Source organism: Streptomyces sp. NPDC026515, assembly GCF_055567595.1.
In genome coordinates this window covers 465,541-480,450 of the sequence record NZ_JBVHQD010000001.1, presented here as the reverse complement: position 1 = coordinate 480,450, position 14,910 = coordinate 465,541, and the positions used below count along the sequence as shown (strand labels likewise).

General features: G+C 71.2%; 16 protein-coding genes. 15 read left to right on the top strand and 1 reads right to left on the bottom strand.

Features of this window, described 5'->3' with window-relative positions:
- Positions 1-230: 230 nt before the first annotated feature.
- The 15 genes from ACZ4O3_RS02010 (at position 231) to ACZ4O3_RS01940 (ending at position 14,343) form a co-directional block, all read left to right on the top strand.
- Positions 231-1,508 carry a GAF domain-containing protein gene (locus ACZ4O3_RS02010; protein WP_467720823.1) on the top strand — a complete coding sequence of 426 codons (1,278 nt, stop codon included), beginning with the start codon at positions 231-233 and terminating at the stop codon, positions 1,506-1,508.
- Between the two features lie 202 nt (positions 1,509-1,710).
- Positions 1,711-3,045 carry a hypothetical protein gene (locus tag ACZ4O3_RS02005; protein WP_467720822.1) on the top strand — a complete coding sequence of 445 codons (1,335 nt, stop codon included), beginning with the start codon at positions 1,711-1,713 and terminating at the stop codon, positions 3,043-3,045.
- A 42-nt stretch (positions 3,046-3,087) separates the two neighbouring features.
- Complete coding sequence (locus ACZ4O3_RS02000) at positions 3,088-3,678, top strand: GNAT family N-acetyltransferase (protein ID WP_362719485.1); 591 nt, start codon at positions 3,088-3,090, stop codon at positions 3,676-3,678.
- A 92-nt stretch (positions 3,679-3,770) separates the two neighbouring features.
- Entirely contained in the window at positions 3,771-3,854 is an 84-nt protein-coding gene (locus ACZ4O3_RS01995; protein WP_309500612.1) for a putative leader peptide, read from the top strand.
- 126 nt (positions 3,855-3,980) lie between these two features.
- Positions 3,981-5,675, top strand: coding sequence for a nitrite/sulfite reductase (locus ACZ4O3_RS01990; RefSeq protein ID WP_467720821.1), 1,695 nt, complete (start codon positions 3,981-3,983; stop codon positions 5,673-5,675).
- Positions 5,672-5,851: a hypothetical protein gene (locus ACZ4O3_RS01985; RefSeq protein ID WP_217546992.1), complete on the top strand. Its 180-nt coding sequence runs from the start codon at positions 5,672-5,674 to the stop codon at positions 5,849-5,851. The genes ACZ4O3_RS01990 and ACZ4O3_RS01985 overlap by 4 nt, the downstream gene beginning before the upstream one ends.
- On the top strand, positions 5,848-6,567 hold the full coding sequence (locus ACZ4O3_RS01980) for a phosphoadenylyl-sulfate reductase (protein ID WP_467720820.1): 720 nt from the start codon (positions 5,848-5,850) through the stop codon (positions 6,565-6,567). The genes ACZ4O3_RS01985 and ACZ4O3_RS01980 overlap by 4 nt, the downstream gene beginning before the upstream one ends.
- Positions 6,564-7,172 (top strand): adenylyl-sulfate kinase, encoded by a 609-nt coding sequence (gene cysC, locus ACZ4O3_RS01975; protein ID WP_384993381.1) that lies wholly within the window; start codon positions 6,564-6,566, stop codon positions 7,170-7,172. The genes ACZ4O3_RS01980 and cysC overlap by 4 nt, the downstream gene beginning before the upstream one ends.
- The gene (cysD, locus tag ACZ4O3_RS01970; RefSeq protein ID WP_467720819.1) at positions 7,169-8,104 is read left to right on the top strand and encodes a sulfate adenylyltransferase subunit CysD; all 936 of its coding nucleotides are present in this window, start codon (positions 7,169-7,171) and stop codon (positions 8,102-8,104) included. The genes cysC and cysD overlap by 4 nt, the downstream gene beginning before the upstream one ends.
- A gap of 2 nt (positions 8,105-8,106) precedes the next feature.
- Complete coding sequence (locus ACZ4O3_RS01965; RefSeq protein ID WP_362719473.1) at positions 8,107-9,444, top strand: sulfate adenylyltransferase subunit 1; 1,338 nt, start codon at positions 8,107-8,109, stop codon at positions 9,442-9,444.
- A 222-nt stretch (positions 9,445-9,666) separates the two neighbouring features.
- Positions 9,667-10,770 carry an aliphatic sulfonate ABC transporter substrate-binding protein gene (locus ACZ4O3_RS01960; RefSeq protein ID WP_362719470.1) on the top strand — a complete coding sequence of 368 codons (1,104 nt, stop codon included), beginning with the start codon at positions 9,667-9,669 and terminating at the stop codon, positions 10,768-10,770.
- A gap of 35 nt (positions 10,771-10,805) precedes the next feature.
- Complete coding sequence (locus ACZ4O3_RS01955; protein ID WP_362719467.1) at positions 10,806-11,591, top strand: ABC transporter ATP-binding protein; 786 nt, start codon at positions 10,806-10,808, stop codon at positions 11,589-11,591.
- Positions 11,578-12,456 carry an ABC transporter permease gene (locus ACZ4O3_RS01950; RefSeq protein ID WP_362719464.1) on the top strand — a complete coding sequence of 293 codons (879 nt, stop codon included), beginning with the start codon at positions 11,578-11,580 and terminating at the stop codon, positions 12,454-12,456. Before ACZ4O3_RS01955 ends, ACZ4O3_RS01950 begins: the two co-directional genes overlap by 14 nt.
- An 8-nt stretch (positions 12,457-12,464) precedes the next feature.
- Positions 12,465-13,202, top strand: coding sequence for a sirohydrochlorin chelatase (locus tag ACZ4O3_RS01945; RefSeq protein ID WP_384993368.1), 738 nt, complete (start codon positions 12,465-12,467; stop codon positions 13,200-13,202).
- 286 nt (positions 13,203-13,488) lie between these two features.
- Positions 13,489-14,343 (top strand): transglutaminase-like domain-containing protein, encoded by an 855-nt coding sequence (locus ACZ4O3_RS01940; protein WP_362723143.1) that lies wholly within the window; start codon positions 13,489-13,491, stop codon positions 14,341-14,343.
- Here ACZ4O3_RS01940 and ACZ4O3_RS01935 read toward each other — a convergent pair.
- Positions 14,324-14,875 carry a DUF1697 domain-containing protein gene (locus ACZ4O3_RS01935; protein ID WP_362723145.1) on the bottom strand — a complete coding sequence of 184 codons (552 nt, stop codon included), beginning with the start codon at positions 14,873-14,875 and terminating at the stop codon, positions 14,324-14,326. The genes ACZ4O3_RS01940 and ACZ4O3_RS01935 overlap by 20 nt on opposite strands.
- Positions 14,876-14,910 lie beyond the last annotated feature (35 nt).

The window sequence follows — 14,910 nt, the reverse complement described above, 5'->3', positions numbered from 1 at the left end:
ACCGACGCCGAAGCGTCGGCTCAATTTTCGGCCACCCGCGGTCCGTTCACCAGGGTTGCAAGGGGTTGCAACATCTCGGTGTCTGTGGACGGACTGTGTGCCTCCGGCACGGGAGAACGGCAGTATGAGACGCGCAGCCGGACCGGAAACCGCCGCCCGGACGGCTTGACAACACACTTCCACACCTTTTCCGAGGACTGTCCGGGAGGACATCAGTGGGGAACCCGCCGATGGACGTGGCGCGACTCGCCGCGGTGGACGCGGCGCAGGCGGCACGGTTACTGAGCGAACTGCGGGAGGCGAGACTCGCCGGGCAGCGTGGGCGGATCGCGCCGCGGCCGGTGATCGAGCAGTCCTGGGGGCGGACGCTGCGCAGCGGTGTCGACCCCGACCACGACTTCGGTGCGGGGCCGCTCTCCCCCGACGAGGTGCGGCGCAGGCGAGAGGAGTCACGGCTCAGGGAGGTACTGCCGGTGTTGCGCGAGGGGTTGCTTTCGGTCGCCGACATCGCCCAGCACATCATGGTGGTGGCCGACGCCGAGGGCCGGGTGCTGTGGCGCGAGGGTTCCTCGCCGGTGCTGCGCAAGGCGGACGGCGTCGGCTTCGCACCCGGCGCCGACTGGCGCGAAGACGTCGTGGGCACCAACGGGATCGGCACCCCGGCGGTGGTGCGGCGCCCCGTCCAGGTCTTCGCCGCCGAGCACTTCGCCCGCTCGCTCACCTCATGGACGTGTTCCGGCGCCCCCATCACCGATCCCCGGGACGGCACGCTGCTCGGCGTGGTCGACATCAGCGGCCCGCTGGAGACCATGCATCCGGCCATCCTGGCCTGGGTGGACTCGGTGGCGAAACTCGCCGAGGCCCGGCTGCGGGAACTGCACCTGGACGCGCTGGAGCGGCTGCGCGCGGTCGCGGCGCCGGTGCTGGCCCGGCTGGCCGGGCGGGCACTGGTGGTGGACGCCGGCGGCTGGACGGCGGCGGTCATCGGCATGCCGTATCCGCAGCGGCTCGCGCTGCCCAAGTCCCTTTCGCCGGGCCGCCGCTGGCTGCCGGCGCTCGGGCTGTGCGTGGTGGAGCCGCTGGCCGGGGGCTGGCTGCTGCGGGCGGTGGACGAACCCGCACCGGCGGGCGGCGGCCGGCTGGTGCTCGACCTGGCCCGGCCGCGCCGGCCCTCCGTGACGGTGGGCGGCGACGCCTGCTCGTGGTCCCGGGAACTGAGTCCCCGGCACGCCGAGTTGCTGTATCTGCTGGCGGTGCGGCGCGCCGGGCGCAGCGCGGCCGGGCTGGCCGAGGACGTCTTCGGTGACGCCTCCAGGACGGTGACCGTGCGCGCCGAGATGTCCCGGATCCGGCGCTATCTGGGGGCGCTGCTCGAACACCGGCCCTACCGGTTCCGGGAGGACGCGGAGATCGAGGTGCTGCTCCCCGCCGACCCGCACGACCTGCTGCCCTGCTCGAACGCCCCGGCGGTGGCCGCGGGCAGAGGGCCGGGCCTCCGGTCCCGCTGAAGCCGCGACGTGGCGTGCGGGTCCGCACCCCGGCGCCCATTCGACGCATCCGGGGCATCAGAGGAGGTATCTTCCGCATTTTTGCGGGGTCTTCGCGGTACGGGCGCCCCGACTGCCGTAGCATCCCGTTACGGGCATCACCAACTGCTCCTCGGTCAACGTACGGACCATGAGGCACAGTTGGCCCGCCTCGGGAGGACACATGAAGCATCGCGGCAGACACCGGCGGCGCAGGCGGGGCACGGCACTGCGCGCGGCCCTGGCCGGGGCCGCGCTGGCACTCACCGCGACCGCCACGATCGTCAGTGCCTCGCAGGCCACGGTCGCCGAGGACCCCGGCGCGCTGAAGCCGCTGACCGCCGCCGCCGACACCGGGCGGCTCCAGCTTCAGGAGAACCTGGTGCCGCGCCGCTCGCTGGACCGGCTCGCCTCGGCGATGGGCGGCACGATCGGAGTCGCCGACGTACTGGAGGACGCCGACCACAACCTGCGCACCGCGGCCGACTGCGACTCCGCCGACCGGGACTCGCTGCCGGTCACCCCGGAGGCCACCGCGGCGTACTGCTGGGACCCCTCCGACACCCTCACCGACGACTGGCGCCCGGCCTCGGTGACCACCTCCTCCGACGCGGACGACGACGGCCTGTGGGGCGCCAACCGGGTCGTCCTGGCCGGCTGGACCCACAGCGCCGACAGCGGCCCGGCCGCCTCCCGGGGCCTGGCCAGGGTCGCGGTCGTGAACGAGAACGACCCGGCACACCCCTCCTACTCCTGGGTGCTGCTGACCGTACCCAGCGCCGACGGCCGCACCTACCGGGGGCTGGCCTCGCAGATCTCCGGCATGGCCTGGTACGAGGACAAGCTGCTGGTCACCACCACCCCGGGCAGCGCCGACGCGCTCTACGTCTACGACCTGAACCGGATCCAGCGCACCTCCGTGCTGTCCGCCGCGATCGGCCGGGTGCGCGGCGGCTGGTCGGCCGACGGCTTCCGGTACGTGATGCCCGCCGTGGGCTCGTACCGGTTCACCGCCGGAGCCTGTTCCGAGACCGGTGCGCCCTGTCCCAGCGCGCTCGCCGTGGACCGCGGGACGGCCCCGGACAGCCTGGTCCTGGGCGAGTGGACACCCGCGGACAGCGATCAGCGGGCCCGGCTGTGGCGGTACGCGTTCGACGAGAACCCGAAGCACGACGGACCGCTCGCCACCGACCCCGCGGGCCGGGCGGACGCGGTCGAGGCGTACCGCACCGGGGCCTCGGAGATCCGTGGCGTCCTGGCGTACCGCCCGCCGGGGGCGACCGCCTCCGAGTGGTACGTCGGCCACCTCCCCGGCGCCATGGACGGGCACGGCAGCCTGTGGCGCCAGGACACGAAGGGCGCGCAGGCGGCCCGCTGCGGCTCGGACGCCTCGCACCGCTGCTGGGGAGAGAGCACCGGCTCGCTCTCCTACGCCCCCGACACCGGCGAGGTGTGGTCGCTCACCGGCCGCATGCTGTTCTCGGTACCGCTGCGCTCGATCGACGCGTCCCTCGGATAACGGACGTCGACACGGCCGGTGCCGGGATGATTGCCTGGCCCCATGAGCAGCATCGTCGTGACCACCTGGTCCCTGGAGCAGACCTCGTCCGCCGACCTCCTCCCGGCCGCCGTGCCGGAGGGCGGCACGGTCGGGGTCGTGCGCTCGGAGATCCCCTCCCCCGAGTTCAGCCGTTTCCTGTACGCCTCGGTCGGCGGCGACATCCGCTGGACCGACCGGCTGGGCTGGACGTACGCCCGGTGGCGCGAGCACCTGGAGCGGCCGGGCGTGGAGACCTGGGTCGGCTACGACCGGGGCACCCCGGCCGGCTACGTCGAGCTGGAACCGCAGGAGGGCGGGGTCGTGGAGATCCTCTACTTCGGCCTGGTCCCGGCGTTCCGCGGCCGCCGGATAGGCGGTCACCTGCTCTCCCACGGCGCCGCACGCGCCTGGGACCTGGCGGACCGGTGGCCCGGGCTGCCGCCGACGAAGCGGGTGTGGCTGCACACCTGCAGCCTGGACGGCGAGCACGCGATGGCCAACTACCAGCGGCGGGGCTTCCGGCTCTTCGACACGAAGGTCGAGGAGGAACCGGACGTCTCGGCCCCGGGCCCCTGGCCGGGGGCCCACCCGGATCCACGACCCGCGGCGTGACCCACACCATCACGTCTCAGTATTCAGAATAGATCCGTCCGAATCACGGACGATGGTGGACTGGCCCGAGATCCGCGTGACACGCTTCCGTCATGTCTGGAACTGGAATCGCCTTGGTGAGTCGGCGGCACGTCGACCTCGGCCGCATGTCCAGCGCCATCTGTCCGGCGGGCTGAGAGCACAGCACCGCCGCTCCCCGCTGTCCAGACCTCTCCTTGCGCAGTGTCGCGCAGACATGCCCCCACGCGCCCGCAGGCGCAGGTAAGAGCCGCTTCCCACCTGTCCGAAGGACGTATATCGCCATGGCCGCCACCCCGCAGAACCCCGCCTCCGCGCCCCGCCGCAAGGTGAGTCGTCACCGCGGCGAGGGGCAGTGGGCCATGGGGCACTTCACCCCGCTCAACGGCAACGAACAGTTCAAGAAGGACGACGACGGTCTCAATGTGCGGACACGCATTGAGACGATCTACTCCAAGCGCGGCTTCGACTCGATCGACCCCAACGACCTGCGCGGACGTATGCGCTGGTGGGGCCTGTACACGCAGCGCAAGCCCGGCATCGACGGTGGCAAGACGGCCGTCCTGGAGCCGGAGGAACTGGACGACAAGTACTTCATGCTCCGGGTGCGGATCGACGGCGGCCGCCTCACCACCCAGCAGCTGCGGGTGATCGGAGAGATCTCGCAGGAGTTCGCGCGGGGCAGTGCGGACATCACCGACCGGCAGAACATCCAGCTGCACTGGATCCGCATCGAGGACGTTCCCGAGATCTGGAACCGCCTGGAGGCCGTCGGCCTGTCCACCACCGAGGCGTGCGGCGACACCCCGCGCGTGGTCATCGGCTCGCCGGTCGCCGGCATCGCCGAGGACGAGATCATCGACGGCAGCTGGGCGATCGACGAGATCAACCGGCGGTACATCGGCAGCAAGGAGTTCTCCAACCTGCCGCGCAAGTTCAAGTCCGCGATCTCCGGTTCGCCGCTGCTCGACGTGGTGCACGAGATCAACGACATCGCCTTCGTCGGCGTCGAGCACCCCGAGCACGGCCCCGGCTTCGACCTGTGGGTCGGCGGCGGTCTGTCCACCAACCCGAAGATCGGCGTCCGGCTGGGCGCCTGGGTGCCGCTGGCGGAGGTCCCGGAGGTCTGGGCCGGTGTCATCGGCATCTTCCGGGACTACGGCTACCGGCGGCTGCGCACCCGCGCCCGGCTGAAGTTCCTGGTCGCCGACTGGGGCGCGGAGAAGTTCCGCCGGATCCTGGAGGAGGAGTACCTCGAGCGCGGGCTCGTCGACGGCCCCGCGCCGGCCGAACCCCTGCAGCGCTGGCGCGACCACATCGGTGTCCACCGGCAGCAGGACGGCAACTTCTACGTCGGGTTCGCGCCGCGCGTCGGCCGGGTGGACGGGGCCATCCTGGCGAAGGTGGCCGACCTCGCCGAGGCCCACGGCTCGGGCCGGGTACGGACCACCGTCGAGCAGAAGATGATCGTCCTCGACGTCACCGAGGACCAGGTCGACTCGCTGGTCGAGGCCCTGGAGGCACTGGACCTGACCGCCAGGCCGTCTGCCTTCCGGCGCGGCACCATGGCCTGCACCGGCATCGAGTACTGCAAGCTCGCCATCGTCGAGACGAAGGCGCGGGGCGCCTCGCTCATCGACGAGCTGGAGCGCCGGCTGCCCGACTTCGACGAGCCGCTGACCATCAACCTCAACGGCTGCCCGAACGCCTGCGCCCGCATCCAGGTCGCGGACATCGGTCTCAAGGGCCAGCTGGTCCTCGACGAGCGGGGCGAGCAGGTCGAGGGCTTCCAGGTGCACCTGGGCGGCGCCCTGGGCCTGGAGGCCGGTTTCGGCCGCAAGGTCCGCGGTCTCAAGGTGACCTCGGAGGAACTCCCGGACTACGTCGAGCGGGTGCTCAAGCGTTTCCAGGCGGAGCGCGAGGACGGCGAGCGGTTCGCCGCCTGGGCGTCCCGCGCCAGTGAGGAGGCCCTCTCATGAGCGAGCGGGCCGCCCCGTTCTACTGCCCCTACTGCGGCGACGAGGACCTGCGTCCGAACGAACAGGGCCACGGCGCCTGGGAATGCGCGGCGTGCAACCGCGCATTCCAGCTGAAGTTCCTCGGGCTGCTCGCCCGGGGGCTGAAGCACTCCGAGGCCGGAGGGGAACAGATATGACCACCGTTCAGGAAGACCGCACCACCGACGACTTGAAGGCACTGGCCGAGCAGGCGGGCCGCGATCTCGAAGACGCCTCGGCCCTGGAGATCCTCCAGTGGGCGGTGGACACCTTCGGCAAGGGCTTCTGCGTGACCTCCTCCATGGAGGACGCGGTGGTGGCCCACCTCGCCTCACGCGCCCGCAGGAGCGACGGCATGGTCGACGTCGTCTTCCTCGACACCGGCTACCACTTCCCGGAGACCATCGGTACCCGGGACGCCGTGGAGGCCGTGATGGACGTCAACGTCATCACGCTCACCCCGCTCCAGACGGTCGCCGAGCAGGACGCGGAGTACGGGCCGAAGCTGCACGACCGCGACCCGGACCTGTGCTGCCGGCTCCGCAAGGTCCTGCCCCTGGAGCGCGGCCTGGCGAACTACACGGCCTGGGCGACCGGGCTGCGCCGCGACGAGTCGGAGAGCCGGGCGAACACGCCGGTCGTCGGCTGGGACGAGAAGCGGCAGAAGGTCAAGATCTCGCCGATCGCCCGCTGGACCCAGGACGACGTGGACGCGTATGTCGCGGAGCACGGGGTGCTGGCCAACCCCCTGCTGATGGACGGCTACGCCTCGATCGGCTGTGCCCCCTGCACCCGCCGGGTGCTGGAGGGCGAGGACGCGCGCGCCGGCCGCTGGGCAGGGCGCGCCAAGACCGAGTGCGGCCTGCACGGATGACCGCACAGGCCTTCGGGGCGCAGGTCGGCACCCCCCTCGCGACGACCACCGACACACAGGAGAATCACGTGACGACCGGAGCCACCGTCTGGCTCACGGGTCTGCCGAGCGCCGGCAAGACCACCATCGCGTACGAGCTGGCGGACCGGCTGCGCGCCGAGGGCCACCGCGTCGAGGTGCTCGACGGCGACGAGATCCGCGAGTTCATCTCGGCGGGCCTCGGCTTCAGCCGTGAGGACCGGCACACCAACGTGCAGCGCATCGGCTTCGTCGCCGAACTTCTGGCACGTCATGGCGTCATGGCCCTTGTCCCGGTGATCGCCCCCTACGCGGACAGCCGGGACGCGGTGCGCAAGCGCCACGAGGAGAACGGCACCGCCTACGTCGAGGTGCATGTGGCGACCCCGGTCGAGGTGTGCTCCGTACGCGATGTGAAGGGTCTGTACGCCAAGCAGGCAGCCGGTGAGCTGACCGGGCTGACGGGGGTCGACGACCCCTACGAGGAGCCCGAGACGCCCGATCTGCGGATCGAGTCGCAGCACCAGACCGTGCAGGAGTCCGCGGCGTCCGTGCACGCCCTGCTCACCGAGAAGGGACTGGCATGACGACCGTGGCGACCCACGAGGAGGGCACCGGTACCCCGTACGCCCTGTCCCACCTGGACGCGCTGGAGTCCGAGGCGGTCCACATCTTCCGCGAGGTGGCGGGCGAGTTCGAGCGGCCGGTGATCCTGTTCTCCGGCGGCAAGGACTCCATCGTCATGCTGCACCTGGCACTCAAGGCGTTCGCCCCCGCCGCGATCCCCTTCTCGCTGCTGCACGTGGACACCGGCCACAACTTCCCCGAGGTCCTGGAGTACCGCGACCGTACGGTCGAGCACCACGGGCTGCGTCTCCACGTGGCCTCCGTGCAGGACTACATCGACCGGGGCGCGCTGCGCGAACGGCCCGACGGGACCCGCAACCCCCTGCAGACGGTGCCGCTCACCGAGAAGATCCAGAGCGAGAGGTTCGACGCGGTCTTCGGCGGCGGCCGCCGGGACGAGGAGAAGGCGCGCGCCAAGGAACGGGTCTTCTCCCTGCGCGACGAGTTCTCCCAGTGGGACCCCCGCCGCCAGCGCCCCGAGCTGTGGAACCTCTACAACGGACGCCACGCCCCCGGCGAACACGTCCGCGTCTTCCCCCTCAGCAACTGGACCGAACTCGACGTCTGGCAGTACATCGCCCGCGAGGAGATCGAGCTGCCGGACATCTACTTCGCGCACGAGCGCGAGGTGTTCCAGCGGGGCGGGATGTGGCTGACGGCGGGCGGGTGGGGCGGCCCGCGGGACGACGAGAGCGTCGAGAAGCGCCAGGTGCGTTACCGGACCGTCGGTGACATGTCCTGCACGGGCGCCGTCGACTCCGACGCCGACAGCATCGAGAAGGTGATCGCCGAGATCGCCGCCTCCCGGCTCACCGAACGCGGCGCCACCCGCGCCGACGACAAGCTCTCCGAAGCCGCGATGGAAGACCGCAAGCGCGAGGGGTACTTCTAGAGATGAGCACGACCACCACGGAACTCGGCCTGACCGAGGCCACCCTCCTGCGTTTCGCGACCGCCGGCTCGGTCGACGACGGCAAGTCCACCCTCGTCGGACGCCTGCTGCACGACTCCAAGTCGGTCCTCACCGACCAGCTGGAGGCCGTGGAACGCGCCTCGGCATCCCGCGGACAGGACACCCCCGACCTGGCCCTGCTCACTGACGGACTGCGCGCCGAGCGCGAACAGGGCATCACCATCGACGTGGCCTACCGCTACTTCGCCACACCCCGGCGCCGGTTCATCCTCGCCGACACCCCGGGCCACGTGCAGTACACCCGCAACATGGTGACCGGCGCCTCCACCGCCGAACTGACCGTGGTCCTGGTCGACGCCCGCAACGGGGTCGTCGAGCAGACCCGCCGGCACGCCGCGATCGCCGCCCTGCTCCGGGTCCCGCACGTCGTCCTCGCCGTCAACAAGATGGACCTGGTCGGCTACCGGGAGGCGGTCTTCGCCGGGATCGCCGAGGAGTTCACGGCCTACGCGACCGAGCTGGGCGTCCCGGAGGTCACCGCGATCCCGATCTCGGCGCTCGTCGGCGACAACGTCGTGGAACCGTCGGCGAACATGGACTGGTACGGCGGCCCGACTGTCCTGGAGCACCTGGAGACCGTCCCGGTCAGCCACGACCTGGCGCACTGCCACGCGCGGCTGCCCGTGCAGTACGTGATCCGCCCGCAGACCGCCGAGCACCCGGACTACCGGGGCTACGCCGGACAGATCGCCGCCGGTACCTTCCACGTCGGCGAGCCGGTCACGGTCCTGCCGTCCGGTCGTACGACCACGGTCTCCGGCATCGACCTGCTCGGCAGGCCGGTCGACTCGGCCTGGACCACCCAGTCGGTGACCCTCCTGCTCGCCGACGACATCGACGTCTCGCGCGGCGACCTGATCGTGCCGACGAAGGACGCGCCGGAGACCACCCAGGAGGTCGAGGCGACCGTCTGCCACGTGGCCGACCAGCCGTTGACCGTCGGCCACCGGGTGCTGCTCAAGCACGGCACCCGTACGGTCAAGGCGATCGTCAAGGACATCCCGTCCCGGCTCACCCTCGACGACCTGTCCCTGCACCCGCACCCGGGGCAGCTCGTCGCCAACGACATCGGCCGGGTGAAGATCCGTACCGCCGAGCCGCTGCCGGTCGACTCCTACGCCGACTCGCGCCGCACCGGCTCCTTCATCCTGATCGACCCCGCCGACGGCACCACGCTCACCGCGGGCATGGTCGGTGAGTCGTTCGCCTCCCCCGAGCCCGTCAAGGACGAGGCCGAGGACGACGGGTGGGACTTCTGACGTGAACTCCACCGACTACTACTCCACGTTCGCCAAGGAAGGCGGCCGCGTCGGCAGCGGCAGTCTCGGCAGCGGGCAGGGCGGAGTGGCGCGATGTGTGCGTTGACGTACGCGCACTGCCTGCGCGCCCTCACCCCCCACTGCCGTGAACGAAGACCTGCCGACCTCCCGGCCACGACCTGAGAGACCGTGACCGCCGGGCCTCCGAGAGGAACACCTCCCGTGCCTGCTACAAAAGCTTTCCGCCGCAGTCTCGCGGTGATAGCCGCGCTTCCCCTGCTCGCCCTCGCCGCCTGCGGTTACGGGTCGGACTCCGACAAGACCGACACGGCCAAGGTCGCCGCCGGCGCCAAGAAGATCGACGGCCTCGACACCGTCAGGATCGGCTACTTCGGCAACCTGACCCACGCGACCGCGCTGGTGGGCAACCAGAAGGGCTTCTTCCAGAAGGAGCTCGGCGCCACCCAGGCCAAGTACGCGATCTTCAACGCCGGCCCCTCGGAGATCGAGGCGCTCAACTCCGGTTCCATCGACATCGGCTGGATCGGCCCCTCGCCGGCGATCAACGGCTACACCAAGTCCAACGGCACCGACCTGAAGATCATCGGCGGTTCGGCGTCGGGCGGCGTGAAACTGGTCGTCAACCCGAAGAAGATCACGTCCCTGAAGGACGTCAAGGGCAAGAAGATCGCGACGCCCCAGCTGGGCAACACGCAGGACGTGGCGTTCCTCAACTGGGTCGCCGAGCAGGGCTGGAAGGTCGACGCGCAGAGCGGCAAGGGCGACGTCACGGTCGTCCGCACGGACAACAAGATCACCCCGGACGCCTTCAAGGCCGGATCCGTCGACGGCGCCTGGGTGCCCGAGCCGACCGCGTCCAAGCTGGTCGCCGAGGGCGGCAAGGTGCTCCTCGACGAGTCCACGCTGTGGCCCGACAAGAAGTTCGTGATCACGAACATCATCGTGTCGCAGAAGTTCCTCAAGGCGCACCCGAAGGTCGTCGAAGCCGTGCTGAAGGGCTCGGTCGAGGCCAACAAGTGGATCAACGCCAACCCGGACCAGGCGAAGGCCGCCGCCAACAAGCAGCTGGAGGCCGACTCCGGCAAGGCGCTCCCCGCCGAGGTCCTGGACCCGGCCTGGAAGTCGATCCAGTTCACCGACGACCCGCTGGCCTCCACCCTCAACACCGAGGCCGAGCACGCCGTCAAGGCCGGTCTGCTCTCCGACCCGCTGCTGAAGAACATCTACGACCTGACGATCCTCAACAAGATCCTCAAGGCCGACGGCGCGAGCACGGTCGACGCCGCCGGTCTCGGCAGCAGCTGACCCCGGTCCCGACGCGTTCCCAGGAGGTGACGACCATGGCCACGACCACGACGCTCGCCAAGGCCGGCGAGTCGGTGGAGTACGCGGCTCGCCTTGAGCACGTCTCGAAGTCCTTCGCGACTCCCGGCGGACAGCAGCTCGTCCTGGACGACATCACGCTCGATGTCGCGCCGGGTGAGTTCGTCACCCTCCTGGGGGCCTCGGGCTGCGGCAAGTCCACGCTGCTGAACCTGGCGGCGGGTCTTGACCGGCCCACCGCGGGCTCCATCGCGACGGACGGGCGGCCCGCCCTGATGTTCCAGGAGCACGCCCTCTTCCCGTGGCTGACCGCGGGCAAGAACATCGAACTCGCCCTGAAACTCCAGGGGGTTCCCAAGAACGACCGCCGTGCCAGGGCCGAGCAGCTGCTCGAACTGGTCCGGCTGAAGGGCGCGTACGGCAAGCGCGTCCACGAGCTGTCGGGCGGGATGCGCCAGCGTGCGGCGCTGGCCCGGGCGCTCGCCCAGGAGAGCAACCTGCTGCTGATGGACGAGCCGTTCTCGGCCCTGGACGCCATCACCCGGGACGTGCTGCACGACGAGCTGACCCGGATCTGGCAGGAGACCGGGGTCTCCGTCCTGTTCGTCACGCACAACGTGCGCGAAGCGGTGCGGCTCGCCCAGCGGGTGGTCCTGCTGTCGTCCCGCCCGGGCCGGATAGCGAGCGAGTGGACGGTCGGCATCCCGCAGCCGCGCCGGATCGAGGACGCGCCCGTGGCCGAACTGTCCCTCGAGATCACCGATGTACTGCGTGGGGAGATCCGCCGTCATGGCCAGCACTGAGACGACCGCGGCCAAGGACGCCGGAAGTGTCGAGGCGGGCCTCGACGCGCTGGAGACGTCGACCGTCGGCCGCCCGACCTTCCGGCAGGTCTTCACCGCCAAGATCCTGCCACCGATCATCGCGCTCGCCGTGGTCCTCGTGGTCTGGACGCTCCTCGTCCCGGTCGTCGACGACCCGTCCAAGCTGCCCTCGCCCACCGCGGTGGGAGACGCGTTCAAGGACGCCTGGCTCAAGGGCGACCTGCTCGGCTACATCTGGACCAGTGTCAGCCGTGGCCTCCTCGGGTTCCTCTTCGCGCTGGTCATCGGCACCCCGCTGGGTCTGCTGGTGGCCCGGGTGAGGTTCGTGCGCGCCGCCATCGGCCCGATCCTGTCCGGCCTGCAGTCACTGCCGTCGGTGGCGTGGGTGCCGCCGGCCGTGATCTGGCTGGGCCTGAACAACTCGATGATGTACGCGGTGATCCTGCTCGGCGCGGTCCCCTCCATCGCCAACGGACTGGTCTCCGGTGTCGACCAGGTGCCCCCGCTGTTCCTGCGCGCCGGACGCACCATGGGCGCGACGGGCGTGAAGGGCATCTGGCACGTGGTGCTGCCGGCGGCGCTGCCCGGCTATGTGGCGGGCCTGAAGCAGGGCTGGGCGTTCTCCTGGCGCTCTTTGATGGCGGCGGAGATCATCGCGAGCTTCCCGGACCTCGGCGTGGGCCTGGGCCAGCTCCTGGAGAACGCGCGCACCGCCAGCGACATGGCCATGGTGTTCGAGGCCATCATCCTGATCCTGTTCGTAGGCATCGCGATCGACCTGCTGATCTTCAGCCCGCTGGAGCGCTACGTGCTGCGCAGCCGCGGTCTGCTGGTGAAGGGCTGAGGTCGCCCGTGCGCAGGCCGGTTCTGGTCGTCATCGCCCACGGCAGCCGCGATCCCCGGCACGCGGCGACCGTGCACGCCCTGGTACGGCGGGTACGGTCGCTGCGGCCCGGGTTGCGCGTGGAGACCGGCTTCCTGGACTTCAACGTCCCCTCGGTGCAGGGGGTGATGGAGTCCCTGGCGGCGGAGGGCGTCCGTGACGTGGTGGCCCTGCCGCTGCTGCTGACGCGCGCCTTCCACGCGAAGGCCGACATACCCGCCGTGCTGCGGGGCGCGCCCGCCCGGCTGCGGATCCGGCAGGCGGACGTGCTCGGGCCGTCCCCGCTGCTCCTGGCGGCCCTCGAACGGCGGCTGCACGAGGCGGGGCTGACTCCCGCCGACAAACCCTCGACCGGGGTCGTGCTGGCCTCGGCGGGGTCCAGTGACCCGGAGGCGATCGCGGTGATCGCAGAAATCGCGCGGGAGTGGCGGCACACCGGTTGGTGCGCCGTGCGGCCCGCGTTCGCCTCCGCATCCCTCCCGCGTACCGAGGACGCGGTACGGGAGCTGCGGGAACTCGGCTGTGCCCGGGTCGCGGTGGCCCCCTACGTCCTCGCCCCCGGCTTCCTGCCCGACCGGATCGCGCGAGGCGCGGCGCGGGCGGACGTGCTGGCCGAGGTGCTCGGCCCGGCCCCGGAGGTGGCCCGGCTGCTGCTGGAGCGGTACGACGCGGCCCGTACCCCCGCCCTGACGGCCGTAGGAGCCTGAGCGGGGTCTGCTCGGGGTTCGCGGTCCGGCGCTCCCCTGTGACGTCGGACCGCGAACGGCCGGGCAGCGGCGCTCCATCGAGCGGTGCCGCCGAGCCCGGCTCTTACTTCTGCGCCGTGGCCGGCGAACGTGTCACACCGGGTCCCTTACCGGTACGGTTGCCAACAACCCGCCCCGTGCGTCAGTCGACCGGGTGAGCGCGGCGGCACGGCACAGGTGTATACGAACTCGGCATCCGGCTCGTGGCGCTGGACCCTGCCCCTGGGGCAGGGGCGAAGGTGCGGTCATGGACAGTTGCCTGAACCAGACGCCGTACAGCGATCCGGGCCCGCTCGACACCGCCGGCCTGCCCCGTGACCCGCGCGAGCTCACCCGCCTCGTCCGCGGGCTCGTCGTCCACCGGCTGGAGGGCGAACGGCTCGGACACGAGATCCCGCGGGACCGGCTGCACCACGACGGTGAGGCCCGCTACGTCCGCGAGATCCTGCGCATCCTGCGCGAGCGCAAGGACGCTCCGCTCACCGAGCCACGCTCCTACGACGAGCAGTTCGTCGGAACCTGCCGGGACTACTCCCTGCTGCTGTGCTCGCTGCTGCGGGCCACCGGGACGCCGGCGCGCGTCCGGGGCGGCTACGCCACCTACTTCGCCGAGGGTTTCCACGACGACCACTGGGTGACCGAGTACCAGCGGCCGGACGGCGGCTGGCGGCTCGCGGACGCGCAGGTGTCCGCGGACGTCTACGACGTGCCCTTCGACCCGCTGGACGTGCCCAGGGACCGGTTCGTGGTGGCGGGCCGGGCCTGGCGGGCCTGCCGGGCGGGCGAGGCCGATCCGGGCACGTTCGGGGTGTGGGCCGATCCCGGACTGCGCGGTCTGTGGCTCGTGCGCCACAACCTGGTCCTGGACCTCGCCGCCCGGCACGGCACCGAACCGCTGCCCTGGGACGGCTGGGGCCTCGCCGGTGGGCCGGACACCCCGGTCACGGCGGACGACCTGGCGCTTCTCGACACCGTGGCGTCCACCGACGACCCCGACGGGCTGCGCCGCCTGGCCGCGGACCCACGGCTGGCCGTACCGCGCGAGATCGTGTCGGCGGCGCCCTTCCTCGGCCGGCGGACGGTCACGCTGCCGGGTCGGTGAGCTCCACCAGCTTGACGACCGTGTTCCAGTTGCGGGTGGTGGCGATCAGCCCCTTGTTGACCCGCGGCCGGGACAGCGCCTCCGCCAGCTTGGAACGGCCGAGGCCGTCCGGCGCGTACAGGTACAGCGCACGGTCGCCCAGGCGGAACTCCTCGGGGAGGTGGGCGGCGGGATCCATGTCCGCGAACCGCTCCGGCGCGAGCGGCGCGGAGAAGTAGGTGACGTGCAGTTGCCTGGCCTCCAGTTCGGCGGCCGGGAACGGGCAGGACTCGGCGACCGCCCTCAGATAGGCGTGGTCGCGGACGAGCACGTCGACGGCGAAACCGAACCGCTCCTCGACCGCCCCGGCCAGCTCGGCAGCCAGCGATTCGGCGTCCCCCCGGGCGGCGGCGAAGACGGCCTGTCCGCTCTGGAGGTAGGTCTGCACCGACTCGTACCCGAGGCCGGTCATGAGCGCCCGCAGCTCGGCCATCGGGAGCTTCTTCCTGCCGCCCACGTTGATCCCGCGCAGCAGTGCCGCATACATCGTCATTCGAACACCTTAGAACGGCCGTCGTGCCCCGTGGG

Coding starts and splice junctions, on each gene's coding strand:
- ACZ4O3_RS02010 (WP_467720823.1), top strand. CDS start 231: ATGGACGTGGCGCGACTCGCCGCGGTGGACGCGGCGCAGGCGGCACGG.
- ACZ4O3_RS02005 (WP_467720822.1), top strand. CDS start 1,711: ATGAAGCATCGCGGCAGACACCGGCGGCGCAGGCGGGGCACGGCACTG.
- ACZ4O3_RS02000 (WP_362719485.1), top strand. CDS start 3,088: ATGAGCAGCATCGTCGTGACCACCTGGTCCCTGGAGCAGACCTCGTCC.
- ACZ4O3_RS01995 (WP_309500612.1), top strand. CDS start 3,771: ATGTCTGGAACTGGAATCGCCTTGGTGAGTCGGCGGCACGTCGACCTC.
- ACZ4O3_RS01990 (WP_467720821.1), top strand. CDS start 3,981: ATGGCCGCCACCCCGCAGAACCCCGCCTCCGCGCCCCGCCGCAAGGTG.
- ACZ4O3_RS01985 (WP_217546992.1), top strand. CDS start 5,672: ATGAGCGAGCGGGCCGCCCCGTTCTACTGCCCCTACTGCGGCGACGAG.
- ACZ4O3_RS01980 (WP_467720820.1), top strand. CDS start 5,848: ATGACCACCGTTCAGGAAGACCGCACCACCGACGACTTGAAGGCACTG.
- cysC (WP_384993381.1), top strand. CDS start 6,564: ATGACCGCACAGGCCTTCGGGGCGCAGGTCGGCACCCCCCTCGCGACG.
- cysD (WP_467720819.1), top strand. CDS start 7,169: ATGACGACCGTGGCGACCCACGAGGAGGGCACCGGTACCCCGTACGCC.
- ACZ4O3_RS01965 (WP_362719473.1), top strand. CDS start 8,107: ATGAGCACGACCACCACGGAACTCGGCCTGACCGAGGCCACCCTCCTG.
- ACZ4O3_RS01955 (WP_362719467.1), top strand. CDS start 10,806: ATGGCCACGACCACGACGCTCGCCAAGGCCGGCGAGTCGGTGGAGTAC.
- ACZ4O3_RS01950 (WP_362719464.1), top strand. CDS start 11,578: ATGGCCAGCACTGAGACGACCGCGGCCAAGGACGCCGGAAGTGTCGAG.
- ACZ4O3_RS01940 (WP_362723143.1), top strand. CDS start 13,489: ATGGACAGTTGCCTGAACCAGACGCCGTACAGCGATCCGGGCCCGCTC.
- ACZ4O3_RS01935 (WP_362723145.1), bottom strand. CDS start 14,875: ATGACGATGTATGCGGCACTGCTGCGCGGGATCAACGTGGGCGGCAGG.